Here is an 18,391-nt window from a genome sequence, read left to right as displayed (position 1 = left end):
TCCGCCCTCACATTGGAAACAGGGATTACCATCATGCTGCGTTCGACACTGAACCTCGCCAGTTTCTGCCTTTTTGGCATGTTGATGTGTGTGGCCATTCTGATGCTGGGGTTTTTCGCGTCTCCAGAAGCTGTCCGCAGCGCGCCGCCCGCCCAATACAACTCGCTTTTGCTCGAGGTTTTTTCAGATCGCTGACCCCAAACGCATGGCAGCTATGCGTTGAAAACCCACGCAACCCCTTGACCTTCCCGTGACTGGAACCCCCATTTAAAGGAACGAAGATCTACACGGGATGAGTCGGATGACAGCCGTACACGAAACCAGGCTGAACATAACCGGAATGGGATGCGCATCATGCGTGGGACGTGTCGAAACCGCCCTGCGCGCCGTGGATAGTGTGACCGATGCTTCGGTGAATTTCGCAACCAAAGTGGCGCAGGTTACCCACGACGGCCCGATCACCCGGCTAACCGATGCGCTGGACGCCGCCGGATATCCCGCCGCAACAGCCACAGCATCGCTGAAGATCGAGGGGATGAGCTGCGCCTCGTGCGTGGACCGGATCGAGCGTGTCTTGCAGGCCGACCCGGCCGTGATCAGCGCCCAAGTCAACCTCGCTACCGAAGGCGCAACAATTCAGTACGTTGAGGGGGCCAGCGATCCCTTAGCCTTGGCCAGGCTATGCACTGACGCGGGTTATCCAGCGCATGTCGCGCCGGTGGATGAGGGAGCGACGGATAAGGCGCAAGAAGCCACAGCACTGACGCGCACGACCCTCATAGCTGCGGTACTGGCTCTGCCCGTCTTTGTCCTTGAAATGGGTGGGCACATGGTCCCGGCCTTTCATCACTGGGTGCATCAGACCATAGGGATGCAGACCAGCTATTTGATTCAGTTCGCGCTGACCACGGCTTTGCTGGCTGGACCGGGAAGAGTGTTTTACGCAAAGGGTGTTCCATCCCTGTTACGCCGCGCACCGGATATGAATGCGCTGGTCGCGATGGGCACGGGTGCGGCTTACTTGTATTCGATTGTCGCCACATTCGCACCGGGTCTCCTGCCGCAAGGCAGCGCGAATGTGTATTTCGAGGCCGCCTCGGTCATCGTTGTCCTTATTCTTCTGGGGCGCGCGATGGAGGCGCGAGCCAAGGGCCGCACCGGCGCTGCGATCCGCAAATTGGTGGGCCTGCAACCAAAGACGGCTCGGGTTGAACAAGGTGGTGCCACTGTAGATCGTCCCATTGCCCAGATCGTGGTGGGTGACATTCTGCAAATCCGCCCCGGTGAACGCGTCGCAGTGGATGCCGTGGTGCTGGAGGGTACGTCATACATTGACGAAAGCATGATCAGTGGCGAACCCATTCCGGTCGGCAAAGCACCAGACGACCCGGTTGTGGGTGGCACGGTGAATGGCACCGGCGCGTTGCGCGTCCGTGCAACGCGGGTTGGGGCCGACACGGTCCTGGCGCAGGTCATTCGCATGGTCGAACAGGCGCAGGGCGCTAAGCTGCCAATTCAAGGGTTGGTCGATAAGATCACTGCTTGGTTCGTTCCAACCGTGCTGGTCATTGCGCTGCTGACCATTGCGGTCTGGCTGATCTTTGCGCCCGCGCCGGCGCTGCCAATGGCGCTGGTCACCGGTGTTTCGGTCCTTATCATTGCATGCCCTTGCGCGATGGGTCTGGCGACGCCGACCTCGATCATGGTTGGCACCGGGCGCGCGGCTGAGTTAGGTGTTTTGTTCCGCAAGGGCGACGCGCTGCAACAGTTGCAGCAGGCAAAGGTGGTCGCGTTGGACAAGACTGGCACTCTGACACTGGGTCGGCCCGAATTGGAAAGCATCACCACCGTCAACGGATTCGACCGCGATGATGTTCTGCGTCTGGCCGCTTCGATTGAGGCGCGGTCCGAGCACCCGATTGCCACCGCGATCACACGCGCCGGACCTGCGGATCTGCTGCAGCCAGTCGAATTTGAGTCTCTGACCGGATTGGGCGTGCGGGCCGTGGTCGAAGGGCGCGAGGTGTTGATCGGGTCGCCTCGGTTTATGGATCAGGGCAGCGTGGACTTGTCTGAGCTGACGCCCGAGACAGATCAACGCGCCGCCGCAGGGGCCACGCCTTTGTTCGTTGCCGTGGACGGTCGGGCTGCTGCTTTGCTGACGGTTTCCGATCCGATCAAGCCGGGGACGGCCGAGGCTTTAGACCGGTTGCACGCGATGGGCCTGACTCTGGCCATGGTCACAGGAGACAACGCACATACTGCGCAAGCCTTGGCCGACAAGCTGGGTATAGATCATGTCACCGCCGAGGTTCTGCCCGACGGCAAACTAAACGCGGTCAACGCACTGCGCGACCGGTTCGGTGCGCTGGCCTTTGTGGGTGACGGTATCAACGATGCGCCTGCGCTTGCCTCTGCTGATACTGGAATTGCCATCGGCACGGGCACGGATGTGGCGATCGAAACGGCCGATGTTGTGCTGATGTCCGGAGATCTGCGCGGCGTCGCCAATGCGGTCGAGATCAGCCGCCGGACAATGCGCAACATCCGCCAGAACCTGGGTTGGGCATTCGGGTATAACGCAGTGTTGATTCCGGTCGCGGCGGGTGTTTTGTTCCCCTTCGGCGGACCGTTGCTGTCCCCAGCTTTGGCGGCAGCGGCGATGGCCTTGTCCAGCGTCTTTGTCGTGACCAACGCCCTGCGCCTGCGACGGGTGCGGGCCACGCTACCCGAGCGGCAGGCAGAACACCAACCTCAGACGGTGACCTCATGAATATCGGAGATGTTTCGACCCGGACAGGCCTGCCCGCCAAGACGATCCGCTACTACGAAGACATCGGGCTGGTTAAACCACTGAGGGACAACAACGGGTACCGTGTGTTTCGCAGCCAGGACGTGCACAAGCTGAACTTTCTGGGCCGCGCCCGCGCCTTGGGATTCACCATCGAAGATTGCCGGACCCTGATGGCTTTGTACGAAGACGAGACCCGCGCCAGCGCTGATGTGAAAAAAATCGCGCGCGCGCATCTGGCGCAGATCGAGGCCAAAATCGCCGACCTGAACGCGATGAGGGATACGCTTGGTCATCTGGTGGACGCCTGCGCAGGCGATGACCGTCCAGACTGTCCAATCCTTCAAGATTTGGGTGGGAACCCTTAGCACAGGGTTGCCCTTTCCTCGCAGCTTTGATTTGTCTCTGCTGAACATTCCGGACTGCTGCGCTAGGTGGTTGTCGGACAGCAGAGAGGATCTCCACATGGCAAAAGTCGCGTTTCTGGGTTTGGGTGTAATGGGCTATCCGATGGCCGGTCACCTACAGGCTGCAGGCCACGATGTCACCGTCTATAACCGCACCACAGCCAAGGCCGAAGCTTGGGTGGCCCAACATGGTGGATCAATGGGGACGACGCCGCGCGAAGCCGCTGAGGGCGCGGAATTTGTCATAGCTTGCGTGGGCAATGACGATGACCTGCGCATGGTCTGCACCGGAGAGAACGGCGCGTTTCACGGCATGTCCGAGGGGGCGATTTTTGTCGATCACACAACCGTATCCGCCAAGGTGACGCGTGAGCTCTACGACGCAGGCAAAGCCGCAGATATCGCGTTTGTGGACGCTCCGATCTCGGGCGGTCAGGCTGGGGCCGAGAATGGGGTCTTGTCGATCATGTGTGGTGCGGATCAAGCGGCCTATGATGCAGCGGAACCGGTGATGCAGGTCTATTCCAAAATCTGCCGCCGCATCGGCGACAGCGGCGCAGGTCAAATGACCAAGATGTGCAACCAGATCGCCATTGCCGGTTTGGTGCAGGGTTTGAGTGAAGCTCTGCATTTCGCTGAAAAGGCCGGATTGGACGGGCGCTCGGTCGTTGAGGTGATCAGCCAGGGGGCGGCCGGCAGCTGGCAGATGGCCAATCGTTACGAGACGATGCTGGACGACCATTTCGACCATGGTTTTGCTGTCGACTGGATGCGCAAGGATCTGGGGATTTGTCTGGATACGGCGGATGAAACAGGGGCATCTCTGCCGGTGACGGCTTTGGTCGATCAGTTCTACAAGGATGTGCAGAAGCTGGGCGGCGGGCGGTGGGATACGTCCTCGTTGATCAAGCGGTTGCGCGCTTTGGGGTAATTGATCAGGGGGGCTGTCTGCCCCCCATCGCGCCAAGGCGCGATTCCCCCCGAAGATATTTTTAGCCAGATGAAGAGGATCCCGTTTGCAATCGGGGCAGGTTTGGGAATGGAAAACATGACGCAGTTCTGGGCCGATGCATTGCGCCAGCATTGGGGTCTGGAGGCCAAGCTGACGCGACTGGATGGCGAGTATGACCTGAATTTCATCGTCCATGCCACCAATGGTCAGGATTATGTGTTGAAGGTCATGCGCGCAGGCTGCGAGGCCGAATTCGTCGATCTTCAGGTCAAGGCGCTGGAGCATATCGCGACTGAGGCACCGGGTCTGCCGTTTCCCAAGGTTTTCCCTGATCTGAACGGCAGTCTGCTGCCCGAGATTGCGGATCCGGACGGACAGCCCCGGTTGGTTTGGCTGCTGGAGCGTCTGCCTGGCGAGTGCTATGCCAAGGCCGCGCCGAAATCCGAGGCATTGATCCTGAAGCTGGGCCGTGCGTTGGGGGCGACTGACCGTGCGCTGGAAGGGTTCTCGCATGACGGTTTGCAACGCGATGGTTTCAAGTGGGACATGATGCAGGCGGGTTGGGTTGCGGATCAGCTTGAGGCGATCTCTGATCCGGCGCGGCGCGCTTTGCTGGCCGAGGTTTGTGCCGGGTTTGATACGATCAAGGCGTCTTTGACGGAATTGCCCAAACAAGCCATCCACAATGACGCCAATGACTATAACGTTCTGGTCGAGGGTGAGATGGGCCAGCGGCAGAGCGTCTCGGGCTTGATTGATCTGGGGGATATGTGCGCGGCACCCCGCATCTGCGATCTGGCGATTGCCGGGGCTTATATCGTGTTGGACCATCCTCAGCCCGAACGCGCGCTGACCGCCTTGGTGCAGGGCTATCACGCCGCGAACCGCTTGCGCGCGGATGAGGTTGATCTGATCTGGCCGCTGTTGCGGATGCGGCTGGCGGTGTCGGTGGTGAACTCGACTCTGATGGCCGTCGACAACCCGGATGATCCGTATGTGACCATCAGCCAGGCCCCGGCCTGGCGGTTTCTTGAGAACGCTTCAGTCAATGGCGGGTTAATGGCGGCGCGGCTGCGCGTGGCCTGCGGGCTGCCTGTGACAGATGGGGCCGAGCGCGTCCTCGACTATCTGGCCGCGCATCGCGGACAGTTCGCACCGATGTTTGGACAAGATCTGGCTGATCTTCCGATGGGGTCGCTGTCGGTGGAAAACTGCGTCTGGCCGCAGAACCCGTTTCATATGCCACTGGCCGAGGCCGCCCGCGTGGGCGAGGAATATGGCGAGGGCCTGTGGCTGGGCTATTACAATGAGCCGCGCCTGATCTATGCCGAGCCGGGGTTCCGTAAGGGGCCGTGGAAAGCCTCGGACCGGCGCACGGTGCACTTGGCGGTGGATGTGTTCGCCCAGGCGGGCACCGTGTTGCACGCGCCGATGAGCGGACGGGTTGAGGCGGTGGAAAACCGCGACGCCCATCTGGACTATGGCGGCGTGGTGATCCTGCATCACGAAACGCCCGAGGGGGACGCGTTCTATACGCTCTATGGTCATCTGGACCCCGAGGTCTGTGATCGGCTGAAACCCGGTGATCCGGTGGCGCAGGGCGCTGCGTTCGCGCGATTGGGGGACGCCACACAGAACGGCGGCTGGGCCCCGCATGTGCATTTCCAGCTGGCGATGACCACGGACGGGATGCAGAACGACTGGCCCGGCGTTGGTGACCCCGATGAGATGGAGCTGTGGCACGCGGTTTGCCCCAACCCGGCGGCCTTGCTGAACCTACCTGATGACAAGGTGTTCTATCAACCGACCGACAAGCAGGCGATCCTGCAGGGGCGGCACGACCATTTTGGCGGCAACCTCAGTCTGACCTATGACGACCCGGTCATGCTGGTGCGCGGGTGGAAACACCACCTGTTCGATGAATGGGGTCGCCCCTATCTGGACGCCTATAATAACGTCCCCCATGTGGGCCACGCGCATCCGCGCATTCAGGCGGTGGCGGCGGATCAGCTGAGGCGCATGAACTCGAACACGCGCTATCTGCACCCGGCGCAGACCGCTTTTGCCGATAAGGTACTCTCGAAACTGCCCCACCACCTTGAGGTTTGTTTCTTCGTCAACTCCGGCACCGAGGCGAACGAGCTGGCCCTGCGGCTTGCCCGCGCCCATACCGGGGCCAAGGGGATCGTGACGCCCGATCACGGCTATCACGGCAATACGAATGCGGCGGTCGCGATCTCGGCCTATAAGTTCAATAAACCCGGCGGCGTGGGTCAGGCGGCTTGGGTCGAACTGGTTGAAGTGGCTGACGACTATCGCGGATCATTCAAGCGCGATGATCCCGACCGCGCTACAAAATTCGCGGATCTTGTGGACCCGGCGATTGCCGCCTTGCAGGACAAGGGCCACGGCATCGCCGGTTTCATCGCCGAGACCTTCCCCTCGGTCGGCGGGCAGATTATCCCGCCCAAAGGCTATCTGCCTGCGGTCTATGAAAAAATCCGCGCCGCAGGAGGGGTCTGTATCGCTGATGAGGTGCAGACTGGGCTGGGACGTCTGGGTGAGTATTATTTCGGTTTTGAGCATCAGGGCGCCCTGCCTGATATCCTGGTCATGGGCAAACCCATCGGCAACGGGCACCCTCTGGGCGTGTTGGTCACCACCAAAGAAATCGCGCAAAGCTTTGACAACGGGATCGAGTTCTTCTCGACCTTTGGTGGATCAACCTTGTCCTGCCGGATCGGGAAAGAGGTGCTGGACATCGTCGATGACGAGGGGCTGCAGGACAATGCCCGCGTAATGGGCGCGCAGCTGATGGACGGGTTGCGCGGGATCGAGGCCGACTTCGGCTGTGTTGGCGACGTGCGGGGCATGGGCCTGTTTCTGGGGGTCGAATTGATCAACCCCGACGGCTCCGAGGGCACCGAGATTTGCAAATACGTCAAGAACCGGATGCGCGATCACCGCATCCTGATCGGCAGCGAAGGGCCCAAGGACAATATCCTGAAAATCCGCCCGCCCCTGACGATCGAGGCGGATGACGTCGACATGATCCTGTGGGCGCTGCGTGATGTGCTGACCGAGGTCGGCGACTATGCCCCTGCCCCCGCCTGCGATCACCACCATGCCGGTTGCGGGTGTTGCTGAATGAACAAACCCCCGGCCTAACTGGGACGGGGGTCTGAGCCTGACCGAGCTGTTAATGCAACACGGCAGAGGGGGTTACGTGGCCGGTCGAAGGAAGCGGGGCCGCGACTGACATGCGACGCAATGCCAGCGCCAATTCCTCGGACAAGGCAGCAAGGGCGGGCGCGAAATCCGGACGGACGATAAGCGCCGCCAACATCATTGTGTCTTCGCGCGCACCTTCCGAGGCTGCGGCGATCATCTGCGCGAAACAGTTCTCATCCGCGCCCAGACAGGAACACCCCAGTCCGTGGCGGATCAACGGTCGTCTGCCATGATGAGCACAGAGTGAACACAAGCGATCCATAACACTCGTCGCGACACTGTCCTGATCGGATTCTTGCGCCAAACCATCTGCGCGCGCCAACGCTGCATCGCTCCACTGCCGCAAGTACAGAACCGCGCTGGCTTCAATAGGGCTAAGGTCTGCCAGTCGACCAACGGTAGCCCCGCCGCGGGCAAAACGCGCGCTCATTTCGTCAGGATCAGTTTGCCAGCGCGGGTGATGCGCAGGGTGTAAAGCTGATCACCCAGCTCAATATGAGCCAGATTTCCGCCTTTCGTCAGTTCTTCGGCTTTATGTGCCGGCAGCATGGATACGGGGTAGGATTGCGTGGGGTTCGGGTTCTGCACATTCATCAGGTCAACTCCAGAGGGTCACGGGCGAAAGGCCGATTTCTGTTCGCGTTTTCAGTGGCTGGCTGACCCGAATCCGGGTTGGCTTGGTGTCTTGATCCTTAATCTGATAATTTTACTCAGGTATGTCAAGCGTCAAAATCATACCTCATTCATCCGCGTGGAATTGCGCTGCTTTGGCGATCGGGCTAAGCCTGATGCGACAATTCAAACGCCCGAGGTTTTCCATGACTGCAACGCTCATGTTCGATCTGGACGGAACGCTGATCGACAGTTTGCCTGATATCGCGGCCGCCGCGAACCGCATGCTGCAGGACGAGGGACGCCCCCATCTTCCACAAAAGACAATCCAGCAATTCGTTGGGAATGGCCTTCCCAAATTGGTCGAACGTGTCATCAGGCATTGCGACATGCCACTTGATCGCCATGCAGAACTGACTGAGCGTACACTTGCACATTATTCCGCCGCATCCAGTGCGCTGACCGTACCCTATCCCGGTGTTTCCGAGGCGCTACAGAAGCTGCGCGATATGGGATGCGTGTTGGGCATTTGCACCAACAAGCCCGAGGCCCCCGCCCGCGATATTCTGCAGGATTTGGGCCTCGCTCATCACTTCGAAACCGTCTTTGGCGGTGATACTCTGAACACACGCAAGCCCGACCCCGCGCATCTTCACGCCAGTTTCGCCGCCGTCACCCCAACCGGTCCGCGCCTGTTTATTGGCGACAGCGAAGTCGATGCCGAAACCGCGCAACGTGCGCAGGTTCCGTTTCTGCTGTTCACCGAAGGGTATCGGAAGTCACCCGTATCCGAAATCCCTCATGCACTTAACTACGACCACAACGAAAAGCTGCCCTCGTTGGTCCAGCAAGCGATATCAAAACTGGAAGAAACGGCCTGATCCAAGGAACTGAGGGGCCGGCCGAGGGGGTAAGAAGCCAGCCCCTCAAAGGGGGAAATGTCCTTGGTAAAACCTTGGATGATTTACAATTAAGGTATTTCGTATTTGCAAGATATTGGGGGTTTCCCGTAGAGGCAGGAAAACCTCCAACCGTCGTTCGAATTCAATCGCCCTTTTTGCAGCCCTGAAACAACTAAGGCGAAGTGGTTCCCCACCCCGCCTTAACGCTTTGCAACGGATTGTCTTGATCAGATCGCCAAATATTCCTCACGCAGTTGCGTATTCTCCAGCACTTCGCTGGCAGTGCCGTCAAACACGATACTACCTGTATCCAGGATGATTGCGCGGTCGGCCAATTCCAATGCACGCACGGCGTTTTGTTCAACGATGATCGTCGTCATGCCCTGTTGCTTTACGTGGATCAGAGTCTTTTCGATCTCATCCACGATCACCGGGGCCAATCCTTCGTAGGGCTCGTCCAACAGCAAAACCTTGATGTCGCGTGCCAATGCACGCGCTATGGCCAGCATTTGCTGCTCACCACCTGACAGGGTCACGCCTTCTTGCTTGCGGCGCTCGCCAAGACGGGGGAACAACTCGTAGATACGTTCAAGCGACCAGCCAATTGGTGGCGCAATCTGAGCAAGTTGCAGGTTTTCCTCGACCGTCAAGCCAGGGATGATCCGGCGATCCTCGGGGACAAGACCAAGACCTGCCGCTGCGGCCTCGTAGCTTGTTTTGTTGTGCAGAGGCTGGTGGTCCAGCCAGATCTCGCCATGGCGCACTTCGGGGTCACCAAGACGCGCGATCGAGCGTAGGGTCGAGGTCTTACCAGCCCCGTTCCGGCCGAGCAGAGCCAGAATCTCGCCCTCGTGCACGTTGAAGCTGACACCTTGAACGATGTAGCTTTCGCCGTAGTACGAATGCATATCCCACACCGAAAGAAAGGCGGGCGCAGTTGTGGCCATATTGGCGTTTTTCGAAAAGTCCGGTTTCTGATTCATAGCTTTTCCTTACGCTGCCTCGCCCAGATAGGCTTCGCGAACCTTGGGGTTACCGCGAATGTTCTCTGGCACGTCTTCCACTAAGGGTGTGCCCTGTGCCAGCACGGTAATCCGTTCGGCAAGGCTGAAGACCACATGCATATCGTGCTCAATGATCGCGATGGTGATGTCGCGTTCATCCTTGATTTGTTTCAGCAGGTCGATCGTATTGTTGGTATCGGCTCGTGCCATACCAGCCGTGGGTTCATCCAGCAGCAACAGACGCGGGTTCTGGCTAAGGCACATGCCGATCTCAAGCCGACGCTTGTCACCACGCGACAAGGAAGCGGCGTGCATTTCGCGCTTGTCGGCCATGTTCATCTCGACCAGCATCGCTTCGGCCTGTTCGACGATGTCCTTTTCATTGGCAATCGTCTCATAGGCGTGCATCCGAAACGCCCCGTCTCGCATGGCGAAAATCGGGATTAACATGTTCTCCATCACCGTCAGCTCACCGAATATCTCGGGCGTCTGGAACACACGGCTGATGCCCATCTGGTTGATCTGAAACGGCTCGAGCCCTAGCACCGAATTGTTGTCAAACAGGACCGACCCGGCATCCGGCATCAGTTTACCCACAAGACAGTTCAGCAGGGTCGACTTGCCGGCGCCATTGGGGCCGATGATGGCATGAACCGAATTTTCCTCGACGTTCAGGTTCACGTCCGTCAGCGCCTTTAGGCCACCGAAGCGTTTACTGACGTCTTTTACACGTAGAATTGCCATAGTCGCCTCCTTTATTCCGCTGGCTCGGTTTTGCCCGAAGGCGCATCATCCGCACCGGATTTCCGACGTTTGAACCAGTTCGATACCCGCTGTCCGCCTTCGACAAGGCCGCCAGGCAGATAAATCACCACCAACATGAACAGGATACCCAATGTCAGGTGCCAGCCTTTGCCGATGAACGGGTGGATGATGAACACCACCGCGTCCTCCAACCCGTCGGGCAGGAAGGCAAACCAGCTGTGCAGGACGTTATCGTTGATTTTCGAGAAGATGTTCTCGAAATACTTGATGAAGCCCGCGCCCAGAACCGGACCGATCAGCGTTCCGGTACCCCCAAGGATGGTCATCAGAACCACCTCGCCCGAGGCCGTCCACTGCATCCGCTCGGCCCCGGCCAGCGGATCCATCGCGGCCATCAGGCCACCAGCCAGACCGGCATACATGCCAGAGATCACAAAGGCCGCCAGCGTATAGGGTTTCGAGTTCAGCCCGGTGTAGTTCATCCGCTGCTGGTTCGACTTCACCGCCCGCAGCATCATCCCGAAAGGCGACCGGAAGATGCGGATCGCCAGATAAAACACGACCATCATGACAACCGCACACAGGTAGTAGCCTGCGTTGAAGTCAAAGCTCCACGCGCCAATGTCCAGCGTGTAGGTCGCGCGCATGGGTAATCCGAAAAGGTGCGGCAGGTCGGGCGCATTGGCCCCCTGCAGAATCTGCGGGTCATCTGCATAGACCTGAAGGCCAGTCTCCCCGTTGGTCAGGTTGAATTTGGGGTTCGACAGCACCGAATAGGCCAGCGCAAAGCTCATCTGTGCGAAGGCCAGCGTCAGGATCGAGAAATAAATCCCTGACCGCCGCAGGCTGACATAACCGATCAGCAAAGAGAACAACCCAGCGATCACCACGCTCAGCGCGATGGCGGGGATGACGTTATAGCTGAGCAGCTTGAACATCCAAACGGCCGAATACGATCCCACGCCCAGAAAGGCCGCATGGCCGAAGGACAGGTATCCGGTCAGGCCAAACAGGATGTTGAACCCGATGGCGAAGATGCCAAAGATCACGAACCGCTGCATCAGGTCGGGGTAGCCCGCGTTGAACTGCGCCATGGCGCTGTCCGCCGGGAACGGGTTCAGGATGAAGGGGGCCAGTAGCGTCAGAATCCCAACGATGATCAGCAGCCCGGTGTCTTTCTTGTTCAGTCCAAACATGGATTAGTCCTCCATCACGCCTTTGCGCCCCATCAGCCCGCGTGGCCGCAGCAGCAGCACAATGATGGCGACAAGGTAGATGATGATCTGGTTGATGCCCGGAATCGTGGTCGTGGCCCAAGTGGTCGAGGCAAAGCTCTCGAGGACCCCCAGCAAGAACCCCGCCAACACGGCACCAGGCAGCGATCCCATGCCACCTACAACAACCACAACAAAGCTAAGGACCAAGAAGTCCATCCCCATGTGATAGTTCGGCGGATTGAGCGGCCCGTACATCACCCCGGCCAGTCCTGCCACCGCCGCAGCGATCCCGAACATGATGGTAAATCGGCGGTCGATGTTAATGCCCAACAAACCCACGGTTTCCCGGTCGGCCATACCTGCGCGAACAACCATGCCGAAGGTGGTGAATTGCAGGAATGAGAAGACTGCACCTATAATGGCAACCGCAAAGCCGAAATAGACCAGACGCCAGATCGGATAAATGATTGCGTTCGGATCGAACCCGATCATGGTGCCCAAATCGATAGAGCCATTAAGCGCTTCGGGCGGCGGGGTCTGGATCGGGTTGGCCCCGAAGAAATACTTGACGACCTCTTGCAGTACGATAGCCAGACCAAATGTCACAAGGATCTGATCCGCATGGGGGCGTTTGTAGAAATGCTTGATCAGCCCGCGTTCCATCACGTAGCCGACCAACAGCATGATCGGGATCGCGAACAAGATCGCCAGAGGCACCGACCAGTCGATGATTGACGCACCGACCTCGGGACCGAACCACGCCTCGACATAAGGTGTCTCGACCTTCAGCGGATTACCCAGAAAGTCCGTCTGGGTTTCGTCGATGGTCTGAAAGCTGAGGCTAAACAGCTTTTGCAGGGTAACAGCACAAAAAGCGCCGATCATGAACAGAGCCCCGTGGGCAAAGTTCACAACACCCAGCGTGCCAAAGATCAACGTCAGCCCTAGCGCGATAAGCGCATATGCCGATCCCTTATCGAGCCCGTTTAGGATTTGAAGAAGTATGGCGTCCATTGTCCCCCCCCTTTTGTTGCCTTCAAGGCAGGCTCCCCTGCGTCAGCAGGAGAGCCCAGTTTCAGGTACAAGAATTTTCGTCGAAAATTCTGAGGCGCGGATTATGCGCCCGAGTTACAGGAACCCAGGTCACCGCCGGCGAACATCGGATGATCAGGTGCATAGGTCACCTGTTCGACCGGGGTCACCTCGACGATTTCCAGCGTGTCATAGGCGTTGGTCGGGTTTTCGTTGCCACGCACGACCAGCACATCTTTGAAGCACTGGTGGTCTTCGGCGCGGTACAGCGTCTTACCGTTGCCCAGACCGTCGAACTCGAACCCTTCCAGCGCTTCGACAACGCCACAGGGGTTGAACGTACCCGCACGCTCGACCGCATCGGCATATAGCAGAACCTGCGCATAGCAGGTCTGGGCCGAGTTGGATGGCGGCTTGCCGTACTTTTCACCGAAGGATTTCACGAAGGCCTTGGTGCCCTCATCCTGCAGCTGCCAGTTCCAGTTCATCGAACCCAGAACGCCTTTGATGTTCTCACCCGCACCAGCGGCCATCAGTTCGGAATACAGCGGCACGACAATCTTGAAGTCCTTGCCGTTGGCCACCTTGTCCAGCAAGCCGAACTGAATCGCGTTGGTCAGCGAGTTCACCATGTTGCCGCCATAGTGGTTTAGAACCAGAACATCCGCGCCCGAGTTCAGAACCGGAGCGATGTAGGACGAAAAGTCCGTTGACGCGAGTGGTGTTTTGACTGTGTTGACCGTTTCCCATCCCAAGGCTTCGGTCGAAGCAACAATCGACTCTTCCTGGGTCCAGCCCCAGTTGTAGTCAGCTGTCAGGTGATAAGCGCGGCGTTCCTTGCCCATCTCAGCCGCCAGCACCGGCGCCAGCGCGGCACCCGACATATAGGCGTTGAAGAAGTGGCGGAAACCGTTGGCTTTCTTGTCTTTACCGGTGGTGTCATTGGCATGGGTCAGACCCGCCATAAAGATCACGCCTGCCTCTTGGCAAAGACCCTGAACCGCAACGGCCACGCCCGAGGACGATCCGCCGTTGATCATCACGGCCCCGTCTTTTTCGATCATCGACTTGGCCGAAGCGCGGGCTGCATCCGATTTGGTTTGTGTATCACCGGTTACGAACTCGACCTTTTTGCCAAGGATACCGTTCCCCTTGAGCGCCTTGGACGTAAAGGTGTTCAGGCAACCGCCATCGCCTTCGCCATTCAGATGCTCGACCGCCAGCTGTTGCGCCAGAAGTTCATCATTTCCTTCTTCGGCATATGGCCCGGTCTGCGGAACGTTAAAACCAAGGGTAACCGAAGACCCTGTGGGCTCGTTAGTGTAGGCTGCTGCTGACGAAGCGGTGAAGATCGTAGGCAGGGCCAGACCGGTTCCCGCAACGGCACCGGACTTCAGCACGCCGCGGCGTGTGACAGATTTGTTAGTCATTCATTCCTCCCATTTCCCAATTTTCACTCTCTGGCTCCTCTTCCAGCGAGTGAAGGCGCATTTCTGCGTTCTATGAGTATGGAGGCCCATCCGAAAATTTCTCAACAACCTATTAAACTTGCAACGATGTTAGGTAAACAAATACACAAGAAATGAGAAAATCAGTTAATGTTTGGTCATTTTTGAGTTTTTTACTTTTTAATTACAGAGGTTTAATTGTGAATCCAATATTCTTGTCAAAAGCCTAAAGCCGTCGCCAAGCTAGCTGATTCAAGATGCGCCCTTAGGGCCAAATGCGAAGAGTTCTCATAATGACACTTATCCGCGCCACATTGAAACACCTGAGAGCACATTCTGAAGAGCTTAAACTTGCTGATCTTTGATGAACTTTTTTATCGTCATAACTCACATTATGAACACTCATAATGACTCAAGCCAGAGCGCTTAACACGCCAAGAAAGAAACAGTCTAAAGGAGCTCGCTCGTTTGTCCCCAGAAAGGAGGCCATAAAGTCACAACTTTCGTTCGTTGCTCTAAATTTATGTTCCATTAATTTTCAGTTAATTTTTTAGGTGGTACGTTAGACTTTCAAAAGAATCGTTAAAGAATCGAGTGGGCATTTGTCCGCTTTTGGCGTAAGCCGCATTTTTGTTGTAATTAGTATGGAATGGTGAAGTATGAATGGGGGGAAGGCTCAAACTGGAGCGTGGCTGCCAAATGCGCTTCATGCACGAGCAATCATAAATTTCATTCATTGGAGTCAGGGCGGCCTTGTTCTGGACGCAGCTCTCAATGGTATAGTGGAAGCCTTCGGCGCAGACTGCGCCGTCATAAGCCGTTTGTGGCTGAACAAAGGCGCCCACAGGGTGGCCGCGCGTTCGGACACGCGCGATCCATCAATCAGCCGCCCTCTGTTCTTGTCCTATGCCAATGACGCGCTTGGACCTTTTCGCAACGTGCCGAAAAGGGCATCTGTTTTCAGTTTGCGTGAAGATGGCGAGGACCCTGCGAAACTGTCACCGGTCCTGACGGATTGGATTGCGCATCGCAAAATCTCGGACATCCTGTTCCTGTGTCTGGACCATCAGGCTGGCGAAATAGACTTTCTTGAGCTGCACTTTGGTCAGAATCCCGAACCCGGCTATAAGGAGGCAATCGAACAGATTGCTCCACAGTTATCCGAGACGTTTCAGAGCCGGCGCGCTGGCCTTGTGACCGAGGCATTGTCCCGGCAGACCGTCGCAACCATCCGCAAGACAAGTATTGAAGTGCCTATCCTGAGCACCGAAAACCCTGCCGGGCTTACCCGTGCCGAATGGCGTGTGTGCGTATTGGTGTCTCGTGGCATATCATCCCAAGGTATCGGAGCTGAGTTGGGAATTGGACCTGCAACTGTCAGGACACACCTCAAACATATCTATTCGAAAACCGGTCTGGATAATTTCCATATGCTGGCACGCAGACTAGTGTCGGTCGAAGAGCGCGAGGCGCTGTACGGGAAACTGCATCAAGCAAGGGCTTAATGCCTGAATTAGACTGGCAAAATTGGATTGCCCTATGGCTGTTCGCGCCGCTGTTTGCGGCTACAGCGTGGACTGATTTCACTCAGCTGCGAATTCCTAACACCTATTGCATCATCGGCCTGGTCATTTTCGTGGCCACCGCCCCGTTTCTGGAATGGCACGAGTTGTTCATGCGCCTCATGATTGGCGGAGCGTGCTTTCTGCTTTGCTTTGGCCTGTTCGCAGTCAGATGGCTGGGCGGCGGGGACGCCAAGATGCTTCCTGTCGTGTTTCTCATTGTTCCAAGCCCAGCAGTTCCCGACTATTTATTGCTCTTGGCCGCAGGTATGGGTCTGGGGCTTGTTGGGATGGCCTTGGTACGACGTTATGCCAAAACCCTGTCTCCGCGCTTCAAATCAACTGCCCAATCGCGAGAGTTTCCAATGGGGATCGCGATCGGGTCTTCGGGGCTGGTTTTGACCCTGCATTCTGTCCTTCAGTTAACACCGAATTGAGCCTTAGTTTCCACCAAAGGTCTCCATATAACGGATCACAACAGGAGCCAGGATCAGACCTGCGATAGCTGGCAACATCAGGGTCGCCAAGACCGCAGACATTTGAACAGGCAGCTTATTGGCCTTTTCCTGAGCACGCACTTCACGCAGCTCTCGCATCTCTTCTGCATAAGTGTTCAAGGCAGAAGCAAGCGGAACACCAAACCGGGTCGACTGAAGAACAACGCTTACAAAAGCACTCATTTCCTCGATCCCGGTTCGACGCGCCATACGCATAAGAGCTGTGTCACGATCCCGGCCTGCCTGAATCTCGCTTAGCGCGATCAGTATTTCTTCAGACAGTTCTGGAGCAACCAATTGCATTTCGACGGCCACTTTCAGCAGCGCCTGATCGAATCCCATACCAGCTTCGATCCCAATCTGCAGAAGATCCAGCATGTTCGGGAAGGCGCTCTCCATCTGCCATTTGCGCTCTTTGATGCGGGCTTTCATCCACAGATGAGGAACGTAGAACCCGATCGCACCCAAAATGACTACGTTTCTAAGAGTGGCCAGCAAGTCCAGACCGCCCATATACTCTGCAATCCGCGCGCCAAAGTTGTTCGGCGGCTGCCAGTTGAGCAAAAAGATAAAGGTCATCGGCAAAAACGTCGCCAGGCCCAACCGGATAAAGTAGTAACCCGCAATCGCGTTCTTCCCGCGAAAGCCAGACTTGGCTAGCACCTGCCCGACTTCGAGACGCTCGCTTGCATCGGCTGGGATAAGCGCTGCGCTCAGGCCGGTCGGCGTTTCGCCTTCCAGTTTATCTGGCGTTCCCCGAGCCAGATTTTGGCGCGGCCGGCTTGGCGCCATGCGATCGGCAGCGGTTGAACGTTCTCTGAAAGTGGACGAAATTCCGAAAAAGGCGAGCACTGCGCCAAGGACCACAATTGCAAGCAAAAGGATTTGTGACCCAATTTCGTCAGCAAGAATAGAGTTGATATATTCCATCGGGGAAACTCCTTATATCCGGAAATTCACCAGCTTAAACAATATGATGGCATTCAGAACTATTGCCGCGGCGATCAACCCCATTACCGGCCAGAACGACGGAGCATCCGAAACATCGCCGTAGTAGGTCGGCGTCATGATCGTCATAAAGACGGCAATGAGGACGGGAATACTGGATAGGATAAATGCGGTCATTCGACCTTCTGCCGAGATCGCCTTGACTTTACGACGCAGCGACATCCGCGAGCGAATAACCCGCGCCAGAGTTCTGAGGATTCCGGCAAGATCACCCCCCGTACCATGCTGCATCATCAACGCAACAGCTAGGTACTGAATGTCTTCTTCGTCAATACGCTCAGCAAGGGTCTTCAAGGCATCCGGCAGTTCTTCGCCGTAGGCAACTTGGTCGACAATCAGCCCGAACTCGGTGCCGATAGGATCAGGCATCTCTTCGGCAACGCTCTGCAACGTCGTGTTCAGCGGATGCCCAACTTTCAAACCCCGGGCCATAAGGTCCAACGCATCAGGCAGTTGCTTGATCAGCATGGCCTTACGCTTTCTCAACGTGCTTCCGAGGACAACAAGCGGGCCAAACAAGAAAACCACGGCCGAGATTGGCACAACCTGCACCGGGTTGGACACGAGCGAACCGCCAATTGCGCAGACAAGAAAGGCCGCAGCACAAGCTATCAGGAATACCTCGGGGGCCATGTTCAAACCGGACGCTTTCAACGCTGCCGGAAGATCCCCCACAAACGGGAAATTCCGGATCAGCGGTTTGGCTTCCTGCGGTTTAAGCAGGTTTAAAACATCTTCGCCGCTCTTACCTTCGTTTAGCAACTGAACGCGACGATTGATCGCTTCTTCACGGTTTTCACCCCGCCGCAGGAATTGCCGCAGCCCTTCCCATGCGATCAGAGCCCCCAGGAAAACAGCCAACGCGAGAACAAAGCGCGCATCAAAACCGAAGATTTCCATCTCGGGCCCAACAATTCCGTTGATATCGAGATTGGAAAAGAATGATCGAATTTGCTCGAACAT

The 18,391-nt window shown here is 57.2% G+C and carries 17 protein-coding genes; 8 read left to right on the top strand and 9 right to left on the bottom strand.

Going from position 1 to position 18,391, the window contains the following annotated elements; genetic code table 11:
- The first annotated feature begins 33 nt into the window (after positions 1–33).
- From ABWV79_RS08430 to ABWV79_RS08410, 5 genes are all read left to right on the top strand, one after another.
- A complete protein-coding gene (locus ABWV79_RS08430; RefSeq protein WP_170751571.1) occupies positions 34–195 on the top strand; it encodes a hypothetical protein in 162 nt (53 codons plus the stop codon).
- Positions 196–301: 106 nt separating this feature from the next.
- Positions 302–2,773 carry a heavy metal translocating P-type ATPase gene (locus ABWV79_RS08425; RefSeq protein ID WP_353391345.1) on the top strand — a complete coding sequence of 824 codons (2,472 nt, stop codon included), beginning with the start codon at positions 302–304 and terminating at the stop codon, positions 2,771–2,773.
- Positions 2,770–3,159, top strand: coding sequence for a Cu(I)-responsive transcriptional regulator (gene cueR / locus ABWV79_RS08420; protein ID WP_353391344.1), 390 nt, complete (start codon positions 2,770–2,772; stop codon positions 3,157–3,159). The genes ABWV79_RS08425 and cueR overlap by 4 nt, the downstream gene beginning before the upstream one ends.
- Positions 3,160–3,256: 97 nt before the next feature.
- Entirely contained in the window at positions 3,257–4,129 is an 873-nt protein-coding gene (locus ABWV79_RS08415; RefSeq protein WP_353391342.1) for an NAD(P)-dependent oxidoreductase, read from the top strand.
- Between the two features lie 108 nt (positions 4,130–4,237).
- The gene (locus tag ABWV79_RS08410) at positions 4,238–7,297 is read left to right on the top strand and encodes an aminotransferase class III-fold pyridoxal phosphate-dependent enzyme (RefSeq protein WP_353391341.1); all 3,060 of its coding nucleotides are present in this window, start codon (positions 4,238–4,240) and stop codon (positions 7,295–7,297) included.
- A gap of 52 nt (positions 7,298–7,349) precedes the next feature.
- On the opposite strand, the gene ABWV79_RS08405 is transcribed toward ABWV79_RS08410, so the two are convergent.
- Positions 7,350–7,811: a hypothetical protein gene (locus tag ABWV79_RS08405; RefSeq protein WP_170751579.1), complete on the bottom strand. Its 462-nt coding sequence runs from the start codon at positions 7,809–7,811 to the stop codon at positions 7,350–7,352.
- Complete coding sequence (hemP, locus tag ABWV79_RS08400) at positions 7,808–7,975, bottom strand: hemin uptake protein HemP (RefSeq protein WP_170751582.1); 168 nt, start codon at positions 7,973–7,975, stop codon at positions 7,808–7,810. Before hemP ends, ABWV79_RS08405 begins: the two co-directional genes overlap by 4 nt.
- Positions 7,976–8,199: 224 nt before the next feature.
- On the opposite strand from hemP, the gene gph reads away from it, so the two are divergent.
- A complete protein-coding gene (gene gph / locus ABWV79_RS08395) occupies positions 8,200–8,874 on the top strand; it encodes a phosphoglycolate phosphatase (RefSeq protein WP_353391340.1) in 675 nt (224 codons plus the stop codon).
- A gap of 248 nt (positions 8,875–9,122) precedes the next feature.
- On the opposite strand, the gene ABWV79_RS08390 is transcribed toward gph, so the two are convergent.
- The 5 genes from ABWV79_RS08390 to ABWV79_RS08370 form a co-directional block, all read right to left on the bottom strand.
- Positions 9,123–9,878 carry an ABC transporter ATP-binding protein gene (locus ABWV79_RS08390; protein ID WP_170353383.1) on the bottom strand — a complete coding sequence of 252 codons (756 nt, stop codon included), beginning with the start codon at positions 9,876–9,878 and terminating at the stop codon, positions 9,123–9,125.
- A 9-nt stretch (positions 9,879–9,887) separates the two neighbouring features.
- Positions 9,888–10,643 carry an ABC transporter ATP-binding protein gene (locus tag ABWV79_RS08385; protein ID WP_353391338.1) on the bottom strand — a complete coding sequence of 252 codons (756 nt, stop codon included), beginning with the start codon at positions 10,641–10,643 and terminating at the stop codon, positions 9,888–9,890.
- Positions 10,644–10,654: 11 nt separating this feature from the next.
- A complete protein-coding gene (locus tag ABWV79_RS08380; protein ID WP_170353385.1) occupies positions 10,655–11,860 on the bottom strand; it encodes a branched-chain amino acid ABC transporter permease in 1,206 nt (401 codons plus the stop codon).
- A 3-nt stretch (positions 11,861–11,863) separates the two neighbouring features.
- Complete coding sequence (locus tag ABWV79_RS08375) at positions 11,864–12,895, bottom strand: branched-chain amino acid ABC transporter permease (protein ID WP_170353386.1); 1,032 nt, start codon at positions 12,893–12,895, stop codon at positions 11,864–11,866.
- 101 nt (positions 12,896–12,996) lie between these two features.
- Positions 12,997–14,343 carry a substrate-binding protein gene (locus tag ABWV79_RS08370; protein ID WP_170353387.1) on the bottom strand — a complete coding sequence of 449 codons (1,347 nt, stop codon included), beginning with the start codon at positions 14,341–14,343 and terminating at the stop codon, positions 12,997–12,999.
- 866 nt (positions 14,344–15,209) lie between these two features.
- On the opposite strand from ABWV79_RS08370, the gene ABWV79_RS08365 reads away from it, so the two are divergent.
- Positions 15,210–15,866 (top strand): helix-turn-helix transcriptional regulator, encoded by a 657-nt coding sequence (locus tag ABWV79_RS08365; protein ID WP_170353388.1) that lies wholly within the window; start codon positions 15,210–15,212, stop codon positions 15,864–15,866.
- Complete coding sequence (locus ABWV79_RS08360) at positions 15,866–16,360, top strand: A24 family peptidase (protein ID WP_353391336.1); 495 nt, start codon at positions 15,866–15,868, stop codon at positions 16,358–16,360. The genes ABWV79_RS08365 and ABWV79_RS08360 overlap by 1 nt, the downstream gene beginning before the upstream one ends.
- Before the next feature lie 3 nt (positions 16,361–16,363).
- Here the strand turns inward: ABWV79_RS08360 and ABWV79_RS08355 are convergent, their stop codons facing one another.
- Positions 16,364–17,350 carry a type II secretion system F family protein gene (locus ABWV79_RS08355; RefSeq protein ID WP_170353390.1) on the bottom strand — a complete coding sequence of 329 codons (987 nt, stop codon included), beginning with the start codon at positions 17,348–17,350 and terminating at the stop codon, positions 16,364–16,366.
- Positions 17,351–17,362: 12 nt separating this feature from the next.
- The gene (locus ABWV79_RS08350; protein WP_170353391.1) at positions 17,363–18,391 is read right to left on the bottom strand and encodes a type II secretion system F family protein; all 1,029 of its coding nucleotides are present in this window, start codon (positions 18,389–18,391) and stop codon (positions 17,363–17,365) included.

It is taken from the genome of Ruegeria sp. HU-ET01832, from assembly GCF_040371315.1.
GTDB lineage: Bacteria > Pseudomonadota > Alphaproteobacteria > Rhodobacterales > Rhodobacteraceae > Ruegeria > Ruegeria lacuscaerulensis_A.
Note: the sequence above shows the minus strand (reverse complement) of the source record. Positions and strands in the feature narration are given on the sequence as shown.

Excerpts from the sequence above, each read along its gene's own strand:
- ABWV79_RS08405 (WP_170751579.1), bottom strand. The coding sequence starts at position 7,811 with ATGAGCGCGCGTTTTGCCCGCGGCGGGGCTACCGTTGGTCGACTGGCA.
- ABWV79_RS08430 (WP_170751571.1), top strand. The coding sequence starts at position 34 with ATGCTGCGTTCGACACTGAACCTCGCCAGTTTCTGCCTTTTTGGCATG.
- ABWV79_RS08390 (WP_170353383.1), bottom strand. The coding sequence starts at position 9,878 with ATGAATCAGAAACCGGACTTTTCGAAAAACGCCAATATGGCCACAACT.
- ABWV79_RS08410 (WP_353391341.1), top strand. The coding sequence starts at position 4,238 with ATGGAAAACATGACGCAGTTCTGGGCCGATGCATTGCGCCAGCATTGG.
- ABWV79_RS08415 (WP_353391342.1), top strand. The coding sequence starts at position 3,257 with ATGGCAAAAGTCGCGTTTCTGGGTTTGGGTGTAATGGGCTATCCGATG.
- ABWV79_RS08370 (WP_170353387.1), bottom strand. The coding sequence starts at position 14,343 with ATGACTAACAAATCTGTCACACGCCGCGGCGTGCTGAAGTCCGGTGCC.
- hemP (WP_170751582.1), bottom strand. The coding sequence starts at position 7,975 with ATGAATGTGCAGAACCCGAACCCCACGCAATCCTACCCCGTATCCATG.
- ABWV79_RS08360 (WP_353391336.1), top strand. The coding sequence starts at position 15,866 with ATGCCTGAATTAGACTGGCAAAATTGGATTGCCCTATGGCTGTTCGCG.
- ABWV79_RS08350 (WP_170353391.1), bottom strand. The coding sequence starts at position 18,391 with ATGTTCGAGCAAATTCGATCATTCTTTTCCAATCTCGATATCAACGGA.
- ABWV79_RS08425 (WP_353391345.1), top strand. The coding sequence starts at position 302 with ATGACAGCCGTACACGAAACCAGGCTGAACATAACCGGAATGGGATGC.
- gph (WP_353391340.1), top strand. The coding sequence starts at position 8,200 with ATGACTGCAACGCTCATGTTCGATCTGGACGGAACGCTGATCGACAGT.
- ABWV79_RS08375 (WP_170353386.1), bottom strand. The coding sequence starts at position 12,895 with ATGGACGCCATACTTCTTCAAATCCTAAACGGGCTCGATAAGGGATCG.
- ABWV79_RS08380 (WP_170353385.1), bottom strand. The coding sequence starts at position 11,860 with ATGTTTGGACTGAACAAGAAAGACACCGGGCTGCTGATCATCGTTGGG.
- ABWV79_RS08385 (WP_353391338.1), bottom strand. The coding sequence starts at position 10,643 with ATGGCAATTCTACGTGTAAAAGACGTCAGTAAACGCTTCGGTGGCCTA.
- ABWV79_RS08355 (WP_170353390.1), bottom strand. The coding sequence starts at position 17,350 with ATGGAATATATCAACTCTATTCTTGCTGACGAAATTGGGTCACAAATC.
- cueR (WP_353391344.1), top strand. The coding sequence starts at position 2,770 with ATGAATATCGGAGATGTTTCGACCCGGACAGGCCTGCCCGCCAAGACG.